The organism is Primorskyibacter flagellatus (assembly GCF_900176485.1).
GTDB classification, from domain to species: Bacteria; Pseudomonadota; Alphaproteobacteria; order Rhodobacterales; family Rhodobacteraceae; genus Primorskyibacter; species Primorskyibacter flagellatus.
Genome location: NZ_FWYD01000003.1, coordinates 155,039 through 175,387 on the forward strand (window position 1 = coordinate 155,039; position 20,349 = coordinate 175,387).

A 20,349-nucleotide genomic window follows, 5' to 3' on the forward strand; every position below is an offset into this window, starting at 1 on the left:
AGACATGCGCAAGCTGACACTGACTGCCCTTCTGGGACTGACCGCTGCCCCGGCACATGCCGCGACGGGGCCGTTTTTCTCGCTTCACAACACGGATTTCGTCGTGTTGCTGGCCTTCCTGCTTTTCCTCATCGTGCTGGTCTATTTCAAAGTGCCGTCGATGCTGGGCGGTATGCTGGACAAGCGCGCCGAGGGCATCCGCGACGATCTGGACGAAGCGCGTGCCTTGCGTGAAGAAGCGCAGACCTTGCTGGCCTCATATGAGCGCAAGCAACGCGAAGTGCAGGATCAGGCGGACCGCATCGTCGCCCATGCCCGCACCGAAGCAGAGCTTGCAGCGGAGCAGGCGAAGGTCGATCTGGAAAAATCCATCGCCCGCCGTCTGCACGCCGCCGAAGAGCAGATCACCTCTGCCCAGGCGGCTGCCGTGAAGGATGTTCGCGACAAGGCAATCACCATTGCCGTTGCTGCGGCGCGCGATGTGATCGCCAAACAGATGTCCGAAGCAGACAGCAAAAAACTGATCGACGACTCCATAAGCGTTGTTGGGCAAAAGCTGCACTGAACGGACGCTTCACGCTGACAAAGATTGTGACAAGGCCCGCATCGCGTCGGGCCTTTTCGCGTTTTCAGGATGGGATCTGAGGGATCAGAAACCGCCAAGCCGCTTGAAGCTCATAGAGATATGGGCGCGCCGCAAAAGCCCCACGGCCCGAAGGTCGCCTGTGCTCAATGCCGTGTGGATCTGCCAGATTTCGGCCGCGAAAATCTGGACCTCTGACAGCAGGTCCAGATCCGGGATCGCGAGCAGCCAGATACGCGCCGTCTGGTAATACAGCCGGTCTGACACCTGACACAGCGCGGCGTTGCTTGTCAGGCTTGTCAGGAATTGATGCAGATGCATGTTCAGGACCGCAAAGGCGCGCGGGTCCGGCCTTATAACCAGCGCCTCGGTCTGACGACAAAGCGCATCAAGACGTTGCAGGTCGGCGGGCCGCACGGGGCGGGGCGAAAGCTGTCCTGCCAACTGCGCCAGTTCCATCCGCAATTCGTAGGTTTGGGCCATTGTTCTTATATTGGCATCGGTCACGATGGTGCCGATCCCGTGCCGGGTCTGAACCAACCCTTCGTCTTCCAGCCGCGCCAATACCCGCCTTACCGGGGTCCGCGACGTTTTGAACTCTGTCGCCAGTTCGGCCTCTGACAGGCGGGTGCCGGGCGTGTAGTCCAGCAGGCAAATTCGGTCGCGAAGGGCCGCGTGCATGCGTGCGAACCGTTCCGATGCTTCGGTCACGCGGCGCAGCTTTCGCCTAGGCGCTCCAGCATGGTCAGGCATTGCGATAGCTGGTCGAGGGCGACGAATTCATCGGGTTTATGCGCCTGTGCGATGGATCCCGGCCCGCACAGCACCACCGACATGCCGAGCGCCTGAAACAGCCCTGCTTCGGTGCCGAAAGGCACGACATCGGCGCTGTTGATCCCGGTCAATTCCGCGATCAGGTGCCGCGCGGCATTGTCATCGACGGGTTCCAGCCCCACGACCTCGCCCACCGTTTCGGTCGAGATGTCGGCATCCGGCCAGATCCGCTGCATTTCCGGCAGCAACTCCTTGGCCACCAGATCATGCAGCGCCTGTTTGACAAAGGCGGAATCCGCATCCCGCACCGGCCGCATCTCCCATTCCAACTCGGCTTTGCCGGGGATGACATTATGCGCGACACCGCCCGACAGACGCCCGACATTTACCGTGGTCCAAGGCGGATCATAGCGGCTGGACGCAGGCGCGCGGGTGCGCAGCTCATCGGCCAGTTGCATCAATCGGTTGACATAGCGCACCGCGTATAACACCGCGTTCACGCCACGGTCGGGGGCGGAACCGTGGCCTTCAAGGCCGGTAAATCGCGTGGTGTATTCACAGCAGCCTTTGTGACCCTCGATCACGCCCATCATCGTTGGTTCGCCTACGATCGCAACGGATGGCAAGGTGTCGCGGCCGCGAAGAACCTCGACCAGCGATTGCGCACCAAGGCACCCAACCTCTTCGTCATGGGTAAAGGCGAAATGGATCGGGCGGCGCAGATTGCGCGCGGCGAAGACCGGTGCCAGTGCCAGTGTGGCGGCGATGAAGCCCTTCATGTCGCAGGTGCCGCGCCCAAAGAGGCGACCATCCTCTTCCCGCATGTCCCACGGATCGCCTGACCAGTCCTGATCGGTGACGGGGACCACATCGGAATGACCTGACAGCACGACACCGCCGCTGATATCGGGGCCGAGCGTGGCAAACAGGTTGCATTTGTGGCCCGTCTCGTCGTGCATCAGATCGACCCGCGCGCCAAATGCCTCCAACCGGTTGGCCATATAGTCCATCATTTCGAGGTTGCTGTCGCAAGAGACGGTCGGAAAGCCGATCAGGTCGCGCAGGATAAGTTGGGTGTGGGCGAGGTTATTCATGGTTTGACATATAGTTTGCGTGGTCGGTTGCAGAAGGTCTCGGCCGGGCCGTTGTCGCGGATCAAGATCGACTCGGTAATCTCCAGCCCCCAGTCCTCCATCCACAGGCCGGGCATGAAGTGGAATGTCATGCCTGCTTGCAAAACGGTTTCGTCTTCGGCCCGCAGCGAAATTGTGCGTTCGCCCCAGTCGGGCGGGTAGCTGAGGCCAATCGGATAGCCGCATCGGGCGCTGCGCGCGATCCCCGCGCGGTCCAGGGGGGCGGCAAGTGCCGCGGCGATGTCGCTGGCGCGGGCACCGGGGCGCGCGACGTCCAGCCCGGCTTCCAAACCTTCGACCAATGCGGCCTCGGCCCGCAGGATGGTATCATCGGGTTGACCCAGAAAGATCGTCCGGCAGAACGGCGCGTGGTAGCGGCGATAGCAGCCGGAAATTTCAAAAAAGGTCGCCTCGCCATTGGCAAACGGGCGTCCGTCCCATGTCAGATGCGGTGCGGCGGCATCCGATCCGGAAGGCAGCAGCGGCACAATCGCGGGATAGTCGCCCCAATGCCCGTCGATCCCGTGCAGCGCGTCACGGTAGACCCCGGCCACGATCTCGTTCTTGGGGATGCCGGGTTCGACCCGTTCCACCAGCCCGTCGATGATCTTTTCGGAAATCGCGGCGGCGCGGCGCATGAACAGGATCTCTTCGTCGGACTTAATGCCGCGTTCCCAGTTCACCATCGCCGTTGCGTCCACCAGTGTCGCCTTTGGCATTGCGGCACTCAGCGCAGAATGGGCCTTGGCTGAGTAATAATAATTCTCCATTTCCACGCCAAGTCTGGCCCGCTCCAGTCCGATATAGACCAGACGTTCGGCAAGATCGTCCATCGGGTGGCATTCGGTGGATTGCACGAAACTGTCGGCATAGCCCCAGACGCGTTCGTCGGCCATCCAGACAGTCCGAACCGCGCCGTTGCTGTCCTGCCGTCGGCCCCACCAGACCGGATCAAAGTCGTGCTGAATAACAACGCCTTGATGCACATAGAATGACCAACCGTCATACCCGGTCAACCAAGCCATATTCGAAGGATCCGTGATCAGCAGCGCGTCCAATCCCGCACGATCCATCGCGGCGCGCGTCTGGGCCAGACGCCGACCGTATTCCGCGGCGGTGAAGGGAAGTTCTTTGTGAAAACGGTGAAATGCCATTGCGGTGTCCATAGCCTGAGGTTTCACAAGTTTGCCGTACATGTACACAACCCCGATCATCCAAAAACGACATGAGGCCTCGAATTTGGCGGATTCGTGTTAAAATTTGTGCAAATCCACAAGCAAATTCAGGGTGTGCGCCTTTAAGTTGTGCGCATCAACTGAAGAATTTTGATTCTCGGACGGTCCTGCGGACAAACACGACCAAAGATCGTCTGCCAATAGCAGGAACACACCATGAATTGCGTACAAAATACGCAGAATCGGCCTGAATTGCGTAACACTGACATACGCTTAGCCTATTTCCAGCCAAAGCGGTTGCAACGAAAGGCCTTAGCGGGTTTAGTTGAGGGAAGATAATGCGGAACGAACCGCGAAAAAATATGGGGAGCCAAGTTTGGTTGATACAGCGAGCCGCGAGGCGTTCGTAGAATTTGAACGCGTGCAGAAGAGCTATGATGGCGAGACGCTCGTCGTCAAGGACCTGAACCTGGCTTTGCCCAAAGGCGAATTTCTTACAATGCTCGGGCCGTCCGGGTCCGGCAAGACGACCTGTCTGATGATGCTGGCCGGGTTTGAAACCGCAACCCACGGCGACATTCGTCTGGACGGTGTGGCCATCAACAACATTCCGCCGCACAAACGCGGCATCGGCATGGTCTTTCAGAACTACGCGCTGTTCCCGCATATGACGGTGGCCGAGAACCTGTCCTTCCCGCTGGAAGTTCGGAAGATCGGCAAATCCGACCGCGAGAAAAAGGTCAAACGCGCGCTGGAAATGGTGCAGATGGGCGATTTCGGGGGCCGCCGTCCGGCGCAGCTTTCGGGCGGTCAACAGCAGCGGATTGCTCTGGCGCGTGCGCTTGTCTTTGAGGCAGAGCTTGTGCTGATGGACGAACCGCTTGGCGCGCTGGACAAGCAGTTGCGCGAACATATGCAATTCGAGATCAAGCGCATCGCGGACAATCTGGGCATCACCGTGGTCTATGTGACGCATGACCAGACCGAAGCGTTGACCATGTCGGACCGCGTTGCGGTGTTCAACGATGGCAAGATCCAGCAACTCGCGCCGCCGGACACGTTGTATGAAGCGCCTGAAAACAGCTTCGTCGCGCAGTTTATCGGTGAAAACAACACGCTTGAAGGCAAGGTTCGGGAAATCACCAACGGTGTTGCGCTGGTTGAACTGGACAATGGCGATCTGATCGACGCCAAGCCGATCAACGTTTCCAAGCCCGGCGAACGTACCCGCGTCTCGATCCGTCCCGAACGTGTCGAATTCAATCTCGACCGTCTGGAAGAAGGCTCGCACACGTTGAAGGCCGAGGTGCAGGAATTCATCTATATGGGTGACATCTTCCGAACCCGCCTGAAGGTTGCGGGCAAGGATGATTTCATCATCAAGACACGGAACGCGCCCGATCAGGTTCGCCTGAAACCGGGTGAGGTCGTCGAGATTGGCTGGCAGGCAGAAGACTGCCGTGCGCTCGACGCGAACTAGGGCTGACAATCGCCGGAGACACCGCATTGGCGTGTCCGGCTGGTCCGGGGCCGGCTGTTGCCCGAGCACGAGACCCCCTTTACGAATTGGGCAAACTGGGAGATTTTAATGAAACTGACGAAAACCCTACTGGCAACTTCGGCACTCACTGTTGCCGCTGGTGCGGCATTTGCTGAAAGCCACATGGCAAGTGAAATGACACTCGTGTCCTGGGGCGGAGCCTACCAGAATTCGCAGCAAAAGGCCTATTCAGAGCCTTATATGGAAATGCACCCTGACGTTTCGATCGTTTGGGACGAAAGCTCCAACGAGGCCGTTGCCAAGCTGCGCGCGATGAATGAAGCCGGCAACGTGACCTGGGATCTGGTCGATGTGACAGCGGGCGACGCAATTCGCCTGTGCGACGAAGGTCTGGCGATGGAATACGACCCCGAGGAGTTGCTGGCCGCCGCACCCGATGGCACCAGCGCCGAGGACGATTTCGGCGACCTGCTGGTCAGCGATTGCTTCATCCCGCAGATCGTCTATTCGACCACGTTCGGATATCGCACCGATATGGTGCCCGAGGGCGTCGAGCCGCCGAATGACATTTGCGACGTGTTCGATCTGGAAACCTATCCCGGCAAGCGGTCGCTGGAAAAGCGTCCGATCAACACGATGGAATGGGCGCTGCTGTGCGACGGTGTGGCCAAGGACGACATCTATGACGTGCTGGAAACCGACGAAGGTCAGGACCAGGCGCTGGCCAAGCTGGACACGATCAAGGATCAGGTGATCTGGTGGTCGGCTGGTGCCGACACGCCGCAGCTTCTGGCAGATGGCGAGATTTTCATGGGCTCGACCTATAACGGCCGTCTGTTCAGCGTGATCGAAGAGCAGGACCAGCCGGTTGCCATGATGTGGGACGCGCAGGTCTACGATCTTGACGGTTGGATCATTCCCGCTGGGCTGCCCGAGGAACGCCTGGCCCGTGTGAAGGACTTCTTGAAGTTCGCGACGGACACCCAGCGCCTGGCAGATCAGGCCAAGTACATTTCTTACGGTCCGGCGCGCGCGTCTTCGGCACCGCTGGTGGGTCAGCATGCCGAACTGGGCATCGACATGGCACCGCACATGCCGACGGATCCGGCCAACTCCGAGAACACGTTCCTTCAGAACTATTCATGGTGGGCTGACTACCGCGACGATATCGACGCGAAGTTCCAGGCATGGCTGGCGCAATAAGCCGCCTGTAATACGGAAAGAGGCCGCGTGTCGGCCTCTTTCACGCCATTCGTTTTGACCTTTGATAACAAAAACAACGGGGACGATATGAGCAACGCGAGCGAAGCACCGACGCCGGATGACGGGCTCAATTTGACCGACAATGAAAACACCGGCCCCGTACTTGCCGCCGATGGTACACCGCTGAAGCGCAGCCTTGGGCGCGCCTTGCGCAGACAAAAACTTCGGGCGCTGATGTTGATAGCGCCGCTGCTGATATTTGTCCTTTTGACCTTTATCGCGCCGATCGCAGATATGCTGTTCAGATCCGTCGAGAACCAGATCGTCAGTGAAACACTTCCGCGCACCGTCGTGGCGCTGGACGATTGGGACAGCACGACCGGCGAACTGCCCTCCGAGGCAGTCTATGAAGCCGCCTATTATGACATTTTCATCGCCGCCGAACGCAAGTTGCACACGCGATTGGGGTCGCGTCTGAACTATGAACTCACCGGCGCATCGTCATTGTTTCGAAAATCCGGCCGCGGACTGGACGATCTTGGCGAAGTTTACCAGGATCAATTCGAGGATCTGAACGAGGCCTGGGAGGACGGTGAAACCTGGGCGCTGCTGATGGGGTCTGGCGATTGGCAGGACAAGGCCTACGCATGGGAGAAAAGTTCCGGCGATCTGGCACCGAAATTGGAACTGCGCGAAGGTATCGAAGAACTGCTGCCGAAAACCGCAGCTGCCTATAGCAGTTTTGCAAACTTCGTCCGGGTAGATGACGGCGACAATCCGGCAACCGAGGATCCTTGGTCACCGGTCTACACGGCCTTTTGGCAAGACTTGACCGGCGGAGCGACTGTTGCCTCCTACTCTGGTCCAGAGGCGGAATTGCTTATGGAAGCCGCAAATGCGGCGGGTGGGTTCGAGTCCACGACATTCTCCGAAGGGTTCGCAGGTATCGACAAAGATTGGGCAAGCACGCCAATCTGGCAGACGATCAAGACCTACTCGCCCAAATATACTTCCGGTTATTTTCTCAACTCCGTTGATATGCAAAAGACCCCGGACGGGCCAGAGCTGCGCGACGCGAATGAGCGGATCTATGGCATCCTGTTCAAACGCACGATGTTCATGTCGATGGTCATCACGATCAGCTGCATCATGCTGGGCTATCCGGTCGCCTGGATCCTGGCGAACCTGCCTGCGCGCACCGCCAACCTGCTGATGATCCTTGTATTGCTGCCGTTCTGGACGTCGCTTCTGGTGCGAACGTCGGCGTGGAAGGTGATGCTGCAACAACAGGGCGTAATTAACGATGTCCTTGTGTGGTTGGGGCTGGTCGGCGACGGAGATCGACTGGTGATGATCAACAACCAGTTCGGCACGATCGTGGCGATGACGCATATCCTGCTGCCCTTCATGATCCTGCCACTGTATTCGGTGATGCAGACCATTCCGCCAACCTATCTGCGCGCGGCAAAATCACTGGGGGCAACAAACTGGACGGCTTTCTGGCGGGTGTATTTTCCGCAATCGGTGCCGGGTATTGGCGCGGGATCGATCCTCGTGTTCATCCTGTCCATCGGTTACTACATCACGCCTGAGATCGTCGGCGGCACGACGGGTACGTTTATCTCGAACCGGATCGCCTATCACATCTCGTCCTCGCTCAACTGGGGTCTGGCGGCAGCGCTGGGAACCATTCTGCTGGCGGTCGTGATGATCCTCTATTGGGCCTATGACAAGATTGTCGGCATCGACAACGTGAAACTGGGGTAAAAACAATGGCAGCACTTACACCGATTTCACGCAAACCCATGTCCTTCGTGGTGCCTGTCATGGCTGCGGCCGGAGCGTTCTTCGGCATCTTCGTCGGCACGGCGAACGGATCGACCCTGCTGGGGTTCCTGATCGGCGGCGTCCTTCTCGCCGCCATCGCGGCTGTCATCATGAAGATGGATCTGCCGGAAAAACCGGTGCGTTGGGGGTTGATCGTCGCCTTTTCCGTGCTGGGCATTTTCCTTGCAGGTATTCCAAGCGCCGTGCTTGGCGGGCTTTTCGGCTGGTTTACCGGCTGGTTTGCCTACTGGCTGTATGAAGGCCGGTATCGCGCCAAGATTGCACCCTATCTGACCCCCGGACAGGTGTTGTGGCATTTCGCTTTCCGCGTCATTTGCGGTGCGATCTTCTTCTTCCTGATCACACCCATCGTGGTCGTCATGCCGCTCAGCTTCAACGCCGAAAGCTTCTTTACCTTCACGCCCGAAATGCTGCGCTTTGACCCAGAGGGGTATTCGCTGCGTCACTACCGCGATTTCTTCACCTCTGACGCCTGGCAACAGGCGTTGTGGAATTCGGTGACGATTGCCCCCATGGCGACGATCCTGTCCGTGGGTTTTGGCACATTGGCGGCGATCGGCCTCAGCCAACCGCATGTGCCGTTCCGGCGCGCGATCATGGCAATCCTGATTTCACCAATGATCGTGCCGCTGATCATCTCGGCGGCGGGGATGTATTTTTTCTATTCGCGGATCGGGTTGCAGGGCACCTATCTGGGCGTCGTCCTGGCGCATGCTGCGCTTGGCATTCCCTTCGTCATCATCACGGTGACAGCGACACTGGTTGGCTTTGACAATTCCCTAACGCGGGCGGCGGCAAATATGGGGGCCGATCCGGTCACGACCTTCTTTCGGGTGCAGATGCCGCTGATCCTGCCGGGTGTGATCTCGGGTGGGTTGTTCGCCTTCATCACATCATTCGACGAGGTGGTCGTGGTGCTGTTTGTCGGCTCTGCCAGTCAGAAAACCTTGCCGTGGCAGATGTTCATCGGGTTGCGAGAACAGATCTCGCCGACCATTCTTGCGGTGGCGACCATCCTTGTGGCGATCTCTATCTGCTTGTTGACGGTTGTCGAAATGCTGCGGCGGCGTTCCGAACGTCTGCGTGGGATGAGCCCCGGCTAAGAGCGGATAATTTCAGAAAACAAGGCGGGCGCATCTGGCACTCGCCTTGTTTTGTTTTCCACTCTCACATTGTGTGGCAGAGGCATCGGGTCGACGCCCGGTGCAGGTGTCAGCTTCGCACCAGCTTTTCGTAGCTTTCTGAGATGTCGCGCGCCATTGTGCCAACCTCGAAATTGTAATCGCCGATCTGTCCGACGGGCGTTACTTCGGCGGCGGTGCCGGTCAGCCAGCATTGTTCGAAGCTTTCCAGCTCTTCCGGCATGATATGACGTTCATGCACGGGGATCTGACGGTCCTTGAGCATGCCGACCACGGTTTGCCGGGTGATGCCGTTCAGGAAACAATCGGGCAGGGGCGTGTGGACCTCACCGTCCTTGACGAAGAAAATATTCGCCCCGGTCGCTTCGGCCACATAGCCGCGATAATCGAACATCATCGCGTCCGAACAGCCTTTGGCCTCGGCCGCGTGTTTGGACATCGTGCAGATCATGTAAAGTCCCGCGGCCTTGGCATGGCTGGGAATGGTTTCGGGCGACGGGCGTTTCCACTTGGAGATATCGAGCTTGGCACCCTTCATCTTCGCATCGCCGTAATAGGCGCCCCATTCCCACGCGGCGACGGCCATGCGTACAGGGTTTCGCGAGGACGCGACGCCCATATCTTCGCCAGCGCCGCGCCATGCGACGACCCGCACATATGCATCATCCCAGCCATTTGCCTTCAGCACATCATATTTGGCCTGTTCGATTTCTTCGACCGAATAGGGGATAGGCATGTCCAGAAGGCCGCCGGACGTGTGCAGCCTTTCCGAATGTTTCACCGATTCGAAGATCTTGCCGTTGTAGCAACGTTCGCCTTCAAACACCGAGGACGCGTAATGCAGACCGTGCGTCAGAATGTGCACGTTGGCGCTGCGCCAATCGACCAGTTTCCCATCCATCCAGATCTTGCCGTCACGATCATCATATGCTGCGGCCATGGCTTTCTCCCGCCTTACCTTTTCAAATATTGCGCAGATTGCGACCGGTGTGGACGTAAAATTACGCGAAAACTGAGATTCGCTACCAGTTGGGGCTTGGAATGTCAATAAGGCTGACTTAAAATTGCCGGCAGGAAATGTGCCCTGAATGCCGGAGAACAGCCATGTCGGAAATACGAAATCTAGGCGGACAAGGGGGGGAGGCGTTGCTTTATCTGACGGATGAGCAGCTCCGTCAGGGCATTGAGGCGATGTTCTTCGCCTATCGGGGTTTCACGGCCGATCCTGATCGCATTTTGCAGGGAATGTCCTACGGGCGGGCGCATCATCGCGCATTGCATTTCATCCATTGCGCACCGGGCACCACGGTCAACAATCTGCTGAATATTCTTGGCGTGACCAAACAATCGCTTAACCGCGTGTTGCGCACGCTTATCGCCGACGGACTTGTTGAAAGCCGCATCGGGCGCATGGACAAGCGCGAACGCCACCTGCACTTGACCGAGCAGGGCAAGGAGTTGGAGCAGAAATTATCCGATGCCCAACGCGCCCGGATGCGTGCTGCATATCGCGATGCCGGACCAGCCGCGGTGGCAGGTTTCCGTCAGGTTCTTGAGGCGATGATGGACAGTGACATGCGCCACAACTACCGTGCGCTCAGGGAGGGACGCCTATGAGTGATCCGGACGCGCATCTGCTGATCGTCGATGACGACGAACGCATTCGCGGATTGTTGCAAAGATTCTTGGTCCGGCACGGCTTTCTTGTGACGGCCGCGCGCGACGCCGCGCATGCCCGGCGCGTCCTGTCGGGGCTGGAATTCGACTTGATCGTGCTGGATGTGATGATGCCGGGTGAGGATGGCGTCAGCCTGACACGCGATCTGCGCAAGACGTCGCAGACGCCGATCCTGCTGCTGACCGCCAAGGCGGATACGGATGACCGGATCGCTGGCCTGGAAGCCGGGGCCGATGATTATCTGTCCAAGCCGTTTGAGCCCAAGGAATTGTTGCTGCGGATCAATGCGATCCTGCGGCGGATGCCGGAAACCGAAGCCGATGCCAAGGCCCCAAAACTGCTGACTCTCGGCCCTGTCCGCTATGACATCGAACGTGGCGAGATGTGGCGTGGCCAAGATCTGGTGCGCTTGACTGCGACCGAAGCCCAGTTGATGCGGATTTTCTCGGCCAGTCCGGGCGAGGCCGTCAGCCGTGCGCAACTGGTCGAGGATCTGGGGCGCGATCGCGACCAAAGCCAGGAACGCGCTGTGGATGTGCAGATCACCCGCCTGCGCCGCAAGATCGAGGCTGACCCGAAACAGCCGCGCTACCTTCAGACGGTGCGCGGTGCAGGCTATATGCTGGCCCCTGACTGATCGTCACGGTTCAGAAAATGCATAAAAAGCGGAGGATGCCTTGGCCACTGCCCTGATTACCCATGCGGCCTTTCTGGAACATGTCACACCCGAAGGACACCCCGAGCGGGTGGCGAGGTTGCAGCATGTCCTGCACGCGCTTGAAGGGTTGGAGTTGCAGCGCGTGACCGCGCCGATGGCGGCAGAGGATGATTTGTTGCGCATCCACCCCAAGGCTTATCTGGAGGATCTGCGCGACGCGTCCCCGGCCAAAGGTCTTGCACAGCTTGACGGCGACACGTTCCTGTCGCCCGGTTCGCTGGAGGCCGCCACGCGGGGCGCGGGGGCTGCCGTGCGCGCGGTCGACTTGGTGCTGTCGGGCGAGGTAGCAAATGCGTTCTGCGCGATCCGCCCCCCCGGCCATCACGCGGAAAAAGAAACCGCCATGGGGTTCTGCCTGTTCGGCAATGCTGCGCTGGCCGCGAAACACGCGCTAGACCATCATGGACTGTCGCGCGTCGCGGTGGTGGATTTCGACGTGCATCATGGCAATGGTACGCAGGATCTGCTCTGGGATGAAAAGCGCGCGCTGCTGGTCACCAGCCAGCAAATGCCGCTGTGGCCGGGCTCGGGCAGGCCGGACGAAACCGGCGCATTCGACAATGTTCTGAATGTCCCGTTGGCGCCAGACACCGATGGCGCGGTGATGCGCGCCGCGTACGAGTCGCAGGTCTTCCCCCGGCTGCGTGCCTTCAAGCCAGAGCTGATCGTGATCTCTGCGGGGTTCGACGCCCATCGTGACGATCCGTTGGCGGGGCTTAACTGGGATACGGATGATTTCCGCTGGTTGACCCGTCAGCTTTGCGCAATAGCGGCAGAGCTTTGCGATGGCCGGGTGGTCTCGACACTGGAGGGCGGCTATGATCTTGAGGCGCTTGCGCAAAGCACCCGTGCGCATGTCGAGGAATTGCTGGAGGCAGGCAAATGAGCGAAACCCCTGTGGACGAAATGAGCTTTGAACAGGCAATGGCCGAGTTGGAGCAGGTCGTGGGCAAGCTGGAACGTGGCGATGTCGCGCTGGAGGATTCCATCAAGCTTTACGAACGTGGTGCCGCGCTTAAAAAACGCTGTGAGACAAAGCTGAAGGAAGCCGAGGAAAAGGTCGCGGCCATCACGTTGAACGCCGATGGCCAGCCGACGGGGACGACGCCGGTCGAAGGGCTGTAGATGTCCGGGATACGCGCACCGATGCAACAGGACCGCGTGCCGGACACTGGCTTACTTCCATTCAAGCCCGCTTTGGCGCGCGCGGCGGAACTTGCGCAATCACAGATCGCCACATCCCTTTCCGGGCTCGACAGCGACGTGGCGCAGGCGATGCTTTACGCGGTAGAGGGCGGCAAGGCGCTGCGCGCCTTTCTGGTGATCGAAGGCGCGCGGCTGCATGGCATCGACCGGCAGGATGCGGCACCGGCTGCCGCCGCGATCGAGGCGCTGCATGCCTATAGCCTTGTGCATGACGATCTGCCCTGCATGGACGACGATGATCTGCGGCGCGGCAAGCCCACCGTGCACCGCAAATGGAACGAGACCGTGGCCGTTCTGGCCGGCGATGCGTTGCAGGCGCTGGCGTTTCAACTGGCCGCGCAATCCCCCTGTCCGGCAAAGCCTTGCGTGGCACTGATCCACGGGCTGGCCGTCGCGGCAGGTGCGCATGGCATGGTCGGCGGGCAGGCAATGGATATTGCTGCCGAAACCGCGAAGACGCCGCTGAACCTTGAGCAAACCACGCAGTTGCAGGCAGGCAAAACCGGCGCGTTGATCACATGGTCGGCCACTGCCGGGCCGGTGATGGCGGGTGCTGCGTCTGACAAGCTGCGTATCTACGGCGAATGCCTTGGCCTTGCGTTCCAGATTGCCGATGACATTCTGGATGTGATCGGCGATGCGGCAACAGTCGGCAAGGCGGTGGGCAAGGATGCCGGGCGCGGCAAGGCCACTTTTGTCAGCCATCTGGGTCTGGACGGGGCGAAACGCCGCGCGCAATCCCTCGTGACCGAAGCGAGTGATGCGCTATCTGTCTATGGAGCAGCGGCGGAATGCTTGCGGGAAGCCGCTCGTTTCGTTATCTCGCGCAAGAATTGACACAAGCCTCCGGAGGCTCCCCAATGTCGCCGAAACCCGAAACGCCGCTTCTGGACCGTGTTCACGCGCCAGCCGACCTGCATCACTTGTCGGATGCGGATCTCGCGCGGCTTGCGGCAGAGCTTCGGGCCGAAACGATCTCGGCTGTGTCGCAGACCGGCGGACATCTGGGCGCGGGGCTAGGCGTGGTCGAACTGACCGTGGCGCTGCATGCCGTATTCGATGCGCCGCGCGACAAGATCATCTGGGATGTCAGTCACCAATGTTACCCCCACAAGATCCTGACCGGGCGGCGCGACCGCATGCCCACGCTGCGCCAGAAGGACGGGCTGTCGGGGTTCACGAAGCGCAGCGAAAGCCCCTATGATCCGTTTGGTGCTGCGCATAGTTCGACGTCTATCAGTGCCGCGCTGGGATTCGCCGTGGCCCGCGATCTGGGCGGTGCCTGCGAGACCGGGCATGGCGATGCGATTGCCGTGATCGGTGATGGTGCGATGAGCGCGGGCATGGCCTATGAGGCGATGAACAATGCAGGTCATCTGAAAAAGCGCCTGATCGTGATCCTGAACGACAACGAGATGAGCATTGCGCCGCCCGTCGGTGCCATGTCCACCTATCTCAACAGGCTTTATACCGAGGCGCCGTTTCAGGATTTCAAACAGGCCGCAAAGGGCGCGGTCAGCCTGTTGCCGGAACCGTTCCGCGAAGGTGCCAGGCGCGCCAAGGATATGCTGAAAGGCATGACCATGGGCGGTACGCTGTTCGAGGAGTTGGGCTTCAGCTATATCGGGCCGCTGGACGGGCATGATCTGGGCCAGCTTCTGCCGGTGCTGCGCACCGTCCGTCAGCGCGCGACCGGTCCCATCCTGATCCATGTGCTGACCAAGAAGGGCAAGGGCTATGCCCCGGCCGAGGATGCCGATGATCGTGGCCATGCGCGCACGAAGTTCGATGTTGTCACAGGCCAGCAGAAGAAATCCCCCTCCAACGCGCCCAGCTATACAAAGGTGTTTGCCCGCGCGCTGTTGCAAGAGGCCGCCGAGGATCCGCGCATCTGTGCCGTGACGGCGGCGATGCCCGACGGCACCGGGCTGGACCTCTTTGCAGAACGCTATCCCAGCCGCTGTTACGACGTAGGCATTGCTGAACAGCACGGCGTGACTTTTGCGGCGGGCTTGGCTGCGGGGGGAATGCGGCCGTTCTGCGCGATGTATTCGACATTCCTGCAACGGGGCTATGATCAGGTCGTGCATGACGTGGCGATCCAACGCCTTCCGGTGCGTTTCGCCATCGACCGCGCCGGGTTGGTCGGGGCAGACGGCGCCACCCATGCAGGCAGTTATGACGTGGCCTATCTCGCCAATCTTCCCGGCTTTACCGTCATGGCGGCTGCCGATGAGGCGGAGCTGAAACACATGGTCGCCACCGCCGCCGCGCATGACGAGGGGCCGATTGCCTTCCGCTATCCGCGTGGCGAAGGCACCGGCGTCGAGATGCCGGAACGCGGCGAAGTGCTGGAAATCGGCAAGGGCCGGGTGATCCGCGAAGGCAAGGGCGTGGCGATCTTGTCTTTCGGCACGCGGCTGTCCGAGGTCATGTCCGCCTGCGAGGCGCTTGGTGCGCGTGGGATCACGCCCACGGTGGCCGATGCGCGCTTTGCCAAGCCGCTGGACCGCGCACTGATCCTGCGTCTGGCCGCCGAACATGAGGCACTTATCACCATCGAAGAGGGTGCGGTGGGCGGTTTCGGCAGCCATGTCGCACAGCTTTTGGCCGAAGAAGGCGTGTTTGACAGCGGCTTGAAATATCGCTCCATGGTGCTGCCGGATGTGTTCATCGACCAGTCTTCGCCTGCCGATATGTATGCCACGGCCAAACTGAGTGCGGCAGACATCGAAGCCAAGGTGCTGTCGGTTCTGGGCGTCGGGGCGATCCGGTCGGACAGCGCCTGAGCGTTACTGCGTGGCGGCCACGCCGGCATTGACGAGGGTGACGGCAACAGCGACGACAGCGGCGGTAAAGACATAGCCAGCCGCCACATAGATGCCGTCTCGTGTGACCATGCCGATGCACAGAAGCGACACCGCGAAGGCGCCGATGCTGGTGACCATCGGGAGCAATTCAAGCGGCGGCCAGGCGGCGGTGATCAGGACGATGATCACCAATGCGACCTGACGAAACGGCGATCTTGTCAGCATCCGCAGCCTGTCGCCGGTGTGTCGATCAACCCAGCGGGCGGGCTTTTCCAACCAGTCCAGCGCGCTTTGCAACCGATCGGCGGACAGGCGCCGCCGCATCAGGAAATCCGGAAGCCAAAGATGATCGCGGCCGAAAAGGTCCTGCACGGCGATCAGCATGATAAGCAGACCACCCAGGGTGGGCAGGGTCGGGATGCCCGAGATCGGCGATACAAGGATCAATGCGGGCACCAGCATGAGCGGGGCAAAGGCGCGTTCCCCGATCTTGTGGATCAGCTCACGGACCGACACGTTGTCATCGTCGCCATCGGGTTTTAACGCGTTCAACAATGCGCTGAGCGTCTGGCGAGAGGGCGTTTCCGTCATGCAATGTCTCCGCAGGTGAAAGACGCGGTCAACGGCCTTGCACCTCTGCTTTCAAAAGTGCCGCCAAGCCACTGCGATAATCCGGGTATCGCAGGCGAACGCCCAGTTCGGTCTTGATGCGGTCGTTTCGGACCCGCTTTGATTCAGCATAGAAACTCCGCGCCATGGGGCTTAGTTCCGCGTCCTCAAAAGGAATGGGTTTCGGCACCTCCATGCCCAACAGGCCTGCCGCATGGGCGATCACGTCCTGCGGCGGGGCCGGGTCGTCGTCGCACAGGTTATAGATGCGACCCGGACGCGGCTTCGCGATGGACGCGGCAAGGGTTTGCGCGATGTCCTCGACATGAATGCGGCTGAACACCTGTCCGGGCTTGATGATGCGCCGGGCCGTGCCCGCGCGCACCTTGGAGAACGGGCCACGTCCGGGGCCGTAGATGCCGGCAAGCCTGAATATGTGCAAGGGCAGGTCGGGGATGCCCTTCCAGCCCGCCTCGGCCTGTTTACGCCAGCGGCCGCGCCGGGTTGACGGGGCGAGCGGTGTGTCCTCGTCCACCCAGCCCCCTGCATGATCACCGTAAACACCCGTTGTGGACAGGTAAGCCACCCAGTCCAGCCGCGACGCCTCGGCCGCGAGTGCGGGGGACAGCGCGCGCAGCACCGCATCGCCATCTGCATCGGGCGACACGGATGACAGGACATGCGTGGCCTGAGGCAACGCCCCTGTCAGATCCTCGCCCGGCCAGACCAATGCCTCGATCCCATCGGCCTTCAGCCGCGCGGCCTTTTCAGCGCTGCGGGTGGTGCCGATGATGCGCCATCCCCCCTGCGCAAGCAGAACCTTCGCCAGCGCCTGCGCACTATAGCCGTGACCGATGGAAAGAAGTGTGCGTGTCATGCCGCGCAAGGTGGGCCGCTGATGGCAAAATGGCAAGGGCCGCCCCCGCGCTTCGATGCGTCGTTTTGCCATTCGCCAGCTTGGCCAAAAGGCGCTTATGCCGGGACGCTTTCGGCGCAAATCTGCCGCTGCGGGAACGGCGCGCTTTGCCGGGCCGGAATTTCACGCTAACCGGAGCGGGATCAACAAGCCATGAGCTGACTATGTCCCGCATCCACAGCCTTTTGCTTCTAATGATATGCCTCGCCTTGCCTGCCTGCGCCGATCTTACCGGCCCCTCCGACCAGATGTCTTTTGCCGCCGCGTCCAAGGCACCGCCGCTCTATCCCAACGAAACACCGGAACTGCGGCAACTTATCAACGAATATGCGGACCAATACGACGTACCGCGCCCATTGGTGCACCGGGTGGTCATCCGCGAAAGCACACACCGTCCCGGCGCGCGCAACGGTCCCTATTACGGGCTGATGCAGATCCTGCCCGCCACGGCGCGCGGCATGGGGTTCCGGGGTCAGAACAAGGACCTGCTGGATGCCGAGACCAATCTGAAATACGCGGTGAAATACCTGCGCGGCGCGTGGATGCTGTCGGATGGCAGCTATGACACGGCTGTAAAATGGTACTCGCGCGGATATTACTACGAGGCAAAGCGCCAAGGCATGCTGGAAGAAACCGGGCTGCGCTAATGCGCGTAGTTTGACCCTTCATCGTCCAGAATTGCCTTCAGTTCTGCCAGGTGGCGCAGATCCTGTTCTGGATATTCTTCGATCTCGCGTGCCGTTTTTTCGGCGATCTCGTCGGATAGCACGCTGAGCGGCTGGCCGGTTTGCAGCGCGCGGATATAGGTTTCTGCCGCGCGCTCAAAATAGAACAGCCGGTTGAACGTATCGGCCACGGTGTCGCCGATCACCATCACGCCGTGGTTGCCCATGACCAGCACCTTGTGCTTTGGATCGCACAGCAATTCGGCACAGCGTGCGCCCTCATCCTCAAACGCCAGCCCGCCATAATCACGGTCGATTGCGTGGCGGTTGAAAAAAGTGGCGCAGTTCTGGTCGATCGGCGGCAGAAGCGGATCTTTCAGGCAGGCAAGCACGGTGGCATGGATGGAATGCACATGCATGGCGCAGCGCGCATGCGGACAATGCCGGTGCAACCCGCCATGCAGCCCCCAAGCGGTTGGGTCGGGCGCGTTCGGCCCGCTCAGCGTGTCGGGGTCATCCGCATCCACCATGATCAGATCGCTGGCCTTGATACGCGAGAAATGCACCTGATTAGGGTTCATCAGGAACCGCTTGCCATCGTCGGACACGGCCAGGCTGAAATGGTTGGACACGGCCTCGTGCATGTTCAGCCGGGCGGTCCAGCGAAAAGCGGCGGCAAGATCGACACGTTCTTGCCAATGGTCAAGGTTGGGGCGCAGGTCGGACGCGTGCATGGCGGACTCCTTGGGGGATGTGTTTGCGGCCATAGTCTGCGTCAGCGCGACTGAATTGGCCAGAGCTTGCCGTGATGCTGCCGCTTGATCCCCTTGCCGGTTGGTGTCAGGTTGCGGCGACAACGGCCAGGGGGCGCAGAAGTGATGCAGGATCAGGGCAACGGAATCGATTTGGTGACGCCGGATCTGCCTAAGGCAGAGCTGTTCAACAACGCGCAGGCGGCGGTGGATCGGCTGGTCGAACTGTATACCGGTGCGGCGGATTTTCTGTGTACGCGTTTTCGCGAAGCGATGGAGACCGGCCACCCCGGCTGTCGGTATCGGGCCTTTTATCCCGAGATCCGCATCACCACCACCACCTTTGCCAAGGTCGACAGCCGACTTAGCTTTGGCCATGTCGCCTCGCCCGGGACGCATGCCGCAACCATCACCCGCCCGGATCTGTTTCGTCACTATCTGGAGCAGCAGATCGAATTGTTGACCCAGAACCACAAGGTGCAGGTTCAGATCGGCGTGTCCGACACGCCCATGCCAGTGCATTTCGCGGTCGCCGGCGATCAAGGCATCACGGTGCCTCAGGATGGGGCGGCGGATTTCACCTTGCGGGATGTGTTCGACGTACCAGACCTGAGCACGACCAATGACGACATCGTCAACGGCACCTTCCTACCCAAGCCCGACGGAACAGAGCCATTGGCGAATTTCACGGCGCAGCGGGTGGATTACAGCCTTGCGCGGCTGGCGCATTACACCGCGACGGACCCGGAGCATTTCCAGAACCATGTTCTGTTCACCAATTACCAGTTCTATGTCAGCGAGTTCGAGGCCTATGCCCGCGCGCAGCTTGCCGACCCCGCCAGCGGATACACAGCGTTTGTCAGCACCGACAACACCGTCATCACAAAGCCTGACGAGCCGCTGCCCGCGGTTCTGAAAATGCCGCAGATGCCGACATATCACCTGAAGCGGGCGCATGGTCAGGGGATTACCCTGGTCAATATCGGGGTTGGCCCGTCCAATGCCAAGACTGCGACAGACCACATCGCCGTGCTGCGCCCGCATGCCTGGATCATGGTCGGTCACTGTGCCGGGCTGCGCAATTCGCAGTCGCTTGGTGACTTTGTTCTGGCCCATGCCTATCTGCGCGAAGACCGTGTGCTGGACGACGATCTGCCGGTCTGGGTGCCGATCCCGGCGCTGGCCGAGATACAGATCGCGCTGGAAAGCGCCGTGGCCAAGGAAACCGAGATGGATGGCTATGACCTGAAGCGCGTGATGCGGACGGGCACGGTGGCCAGCGTCGACAATCGCAATTGGGAATTGCGGGATCATACCGGTCCGGTGCAGCGGCTCAGCCAGTCGCGGGCCATCGCGCTGGATATGGAAAGCGCCACGATCGCGGCCAACGGCTTTCGCTTCCGGGTGCCCTACGGAACCTTGCTATGCGTCAGCGACAAACCGCTGCACGGCGAGTTGAAGCTTCCCGGAATGGCCTCGGATTTCTACAAGACGCAAGTCGCACGGCACCTGATGATCGGAATCCGGGCGATGGAAACATTGCGCGAAATGCCGCTGGAACGTATTCACAGCCGGAAATTGCGGGCGTTTGACGAGACTGCCTTCCTTTAACCTAGGGTAAATCTCTTAAAACCGC

The 20,349-nt window shown here is 60.3% G+C and carries 20 protein-coding genes; 13 read left to right on the forward strand and 7 right to left on the reverse strand.

Features of this window, described 5'->3' with window-relative positions; all coding sequences use genetic code 11:
• Window positions 1–4: 4 nt before the first annotated feature.
• Window positions 5–565 (forward strand): F0F1 ATP synthase subunit B, encoded by a 561-nt coding sequence (locus B8991_RS06185; RefSeq protein ID WP_084351463.1) that lies wholly within the window; start codon window positions 5–7, stop codon window positions 563–565.
• Between the two features lie 84 nt (window positions 566–649).
• On the opposite strand, the gene B8991_RS06190 is transcribed toward B8991_RS06185, so the two are convergent.
• From B8991_RS06190 to B8991_RS06200, 3 genes are read right to left on the reverse strand one after another with little or no spacing between them, the layout of a single operon-like run.
• Window positions 650–1,264 carry a GntR family transcriptional regulator gene (locus B8991_RS06190; protein ID WP_235866561.1) on the reverse strand — a complete coding sequence of 205 codons (615 nt, stop codon included), beginning with the start codon at window positions 1,262–1,264 and terminating at the stop codon, window positions 650–652.
• Window positions 1,265–1,290: 26 nt separating this feature from the next.
• Window positions 1,291–2,451, reverse strand: a complete 1,161-nt coding sequence (gene argE, locus B8991_RS06195; RefSeq protein WP_084351468.1) for an acetylornithine deacetylase — start codon at window positions 2,449–2,451, stop codon at window positions 1,291–1,293.
• Window positions 2,448–3,644 (reverse strand): M24 family metallopeptidase, encoded by a 1,197-nt coding sequence (locus B8991_RS06200; RefSeq protein WP_084352181.1) that lies wholly within the window; start codon window positions 3,642–3,644, stop codon window positions 2,448–2,450. Before B8991_RS06200 ends, argE begins: the two co-directional genes overlap by 4 nt.
• A gap of 397 nt (window positions 3,645–4,041) precedes the next feature.
• On the opposite strand from B8991_RS06200, the gene B8991_RS06205 reads away from it, so the two are divergent.
• From B8991_RS06205 to B8991_RS06220, 4 genes are all read left to right on the forward strand, one after another.
• Window positions 4,042–5,145, forward strand: a complete 1,104-nt coding sequence (locus B8991_RS06205; protein ID WP_084351471.1) for an ABC transporter ATP-binding protein — start codon at window positions 4,042–4,044, stop codon at window positions 5,143–5,145.
• A 108-nt stretch (window positions 5,146–5,253) separates the two neighbouring features.
• Window positions 5,254–6,369: an extracellular solute-binding protein gene (locus tag B8991_RS06210; protein WP_084351474.1), complete on the forward strand. Its 1,116-nt coding sequence runs from the start codon at window positions 5,254–5,256 to the stop codon at window positions 6,367–6,369.
• Between the two features lie 87 nt (window positions 6,370–6,456).
• Window positions 6,457–8,136: an ABC transporter permease gene (locus B8991_RS06215; protein WP_084352183.1), complete on the forward strand. Its 1,680-nt coding sequence runs from the start codon at window positions 6,457–6,459 to the stop codon at window positions 8,134–8,136.
• Window positions 8,137–8,141: 5 nt separating this feature from the next.
• The gene (locus B8991_RS06220; protein ID WP_084351476.1) at window positions 8,142–9,320 is read left to right on the forward strand and encodes an ABC transporter permease; all 1,179 of its coding nucleotides are present in this window, start codon (window positions 8,142–8,144) and stop codon (window positions 9,318–9,320) included.
• A 109-nt stretch (window positions 9,321–9,429) separates the two neighbouring features.
• On the opposite strand, the gene B8991_RS06225 is transcribed toward B8991_RS06220, so the two are convergent.
• Complete coding sequence (locus B8991_RS06225; RefSeq protein ID WP_084351479.1) at window positions 9,430–10,299, reverse strand: branched-chain amino acid aminotransferase; 870 nt, start codon at window positions 10,297–10,299, stop codon at window positions 9,430–9,432.
• Window positions 10,300–10,463: 164 nt separating this feature from the next.
• On the opposite strand from B8991_RS06225, the gene B8991_RS06230 reads away from it, so the two are divergent.
• The 6 genes from B8991_RS06230 to dxs are packed head-to-tail and all read left to right on the forward strand — an operon-like array spanning window position 10,464 to window position 15,750.
• Window positions 10,464–10,976 carry a MarR family winged helix-turn-helix transcriptional regulator gene (locus tag B8991_RS06230; protein ID WP_084351482.1) on the forward strand — a complete coding sequence of 171 codons (513 nt, stop codon included), beginning with the start codon at window positions 10,464–10,466 and terminating at the stop codon, window positions 10,974–10,976.
• Window positions 10,973–11,674, forward strand: a complete 702-nt coding sequence (locus B8991_RS06235) for a response regulator (protein WP_084351484.1) — start codon at window positions 10,973–10,975, stop codon at window positions 11,672–11,674. Before B8991_RS06230 ends, B8991_RS06235 begins: the two co-directional genes overlap by 4 nt.
• A gap of 40 nt (window positions 11,675–11,714) precedes the next feature.
• A complete protein-coding gene (locus B8991_RS06240; RefSeq protein WP_084351487.1) occupies window positions 11,715–12,641 on the forward strand; it encodes a histone deacetylase family protein in 927 nt (308 codons plus the stop codon).
• Window positions 12,638–12,880, forward strand: a complete 243-nt coding sequence (locus B8991_RS06245; protein ID WP_084351489.1) for an exodeoxyribonuclease VII small subunit — start codon at window positions 12,638–12,640, stop codon at window positions 12,878–12,880. The genes B8991_RS06240 and B8991_RS06245 overlap by 4 nt, the downstream gene beginning before the upstream one ends.
• Entirely contained in the window at window positions 12,881–13,798 is a 918-nt protein-coding gene (locus B8991_RS06250) for a polyprenyl synthetase family protein (protein WP_084351492.1), read from the forward strand. It abuts the gene before it with no gap.
• Window positions 13,799–13,821: 23 nt separating this feature from the next.
• Window positions 13,822–15,750, forward strand: coding sequence for a 1-deoxy-D-xylulose-5-phosphate synthase (gene dxs, locus B8991_RS06255; protein WP_084351495.1), 1,929 nt, complete (start codon window positions 13,822–13,824; stop codon window positions 15,748–15,750).
• A gap of 3 nt (window positions 15,751–15,753) precedes the next feature.
• Here dxs and B8991_RS06260 read toward each other — a convergent pair whose 3' ends face one another.
• Together B8991_RS06260 and B8991_RS06265 are read right to left on the reverse strand one after the other, a co-directional pair.
• Window positions 15,754–16,362 carry an exopolysaccharide biosynthesis protein gene (locus tag B8991_RS06260; protein ID WP_084351498.1) on the reverse strand — a complete coding sequence of 203 codons (609 nt, stop codon included), beginning with the start codon at window positions 16,360–16,362 and terminating at the stop codon, window positions 15,754–15,756.
• Between the two features lie 28 nt (window positions 16,363–16,390).
• Complete coding sequence (locus B8991_RS06265) at window positions 16,391–17,257, reverse strand: SDR family oxidoreductase (RefSeq protein WP_084352185.1); 867 nt, start codon at window positions 17,255–17,257, stop codon at window positions 16,391–16,393.
• A 203-nt stretch (window positions 17,258–17,460) separates the two neighbouring features.
• Between B8991_RS06265 and B8991_RS06270 the strand changes: the two genes are divergently transcribed.
• Complete coding sequence (locus B8991_RS06270) at window positions 17,461–17,943, forward strand: lytic transglycosylase domain-containing protein (RefSeq protein ID WP_084351502.1); 483 nt, start codon at window positions 17,461–17,463, stop codon at window positions 17,941–17,943.
• On the opposite strand, the gene B8991_RS06275 is transcribed toward B8991_RS06270, so the two are convergent.
• Complete coding sequence (locus tag B8991_RS06275) at window positions 17,940–18,695, reverse strand: class II aldolase and adducin N-terminal domain-containing protein (protein WP_084352187.1); 756 nt, start codon at window positions 18,693–18,695, stop codon at window positions 17,940–17,942. The genes B8991_RS06270 and B8991_RS06275 overlap by 4 nt on opposite strands.
• A 144-nt stretch (window positions 18,696–18,839) precedes the next feature.
• On the opposite strand from B8991_RS06275, the gene B8991_RS06280 reads away from it, so the two are divergent.
• Window positions 18,840–20,324, forward strand: a complete 1,485-nt coding sequence (locus B8991_RS06280; RefSeq protein WP_084351505.1) for an AMP nucleosidase — start codon at window positions 18,840–18,842, stop codon at window positions 20,322–20,324.
• Window positions 20,325–20,349 lie beyond the last annotated feature (25 nt).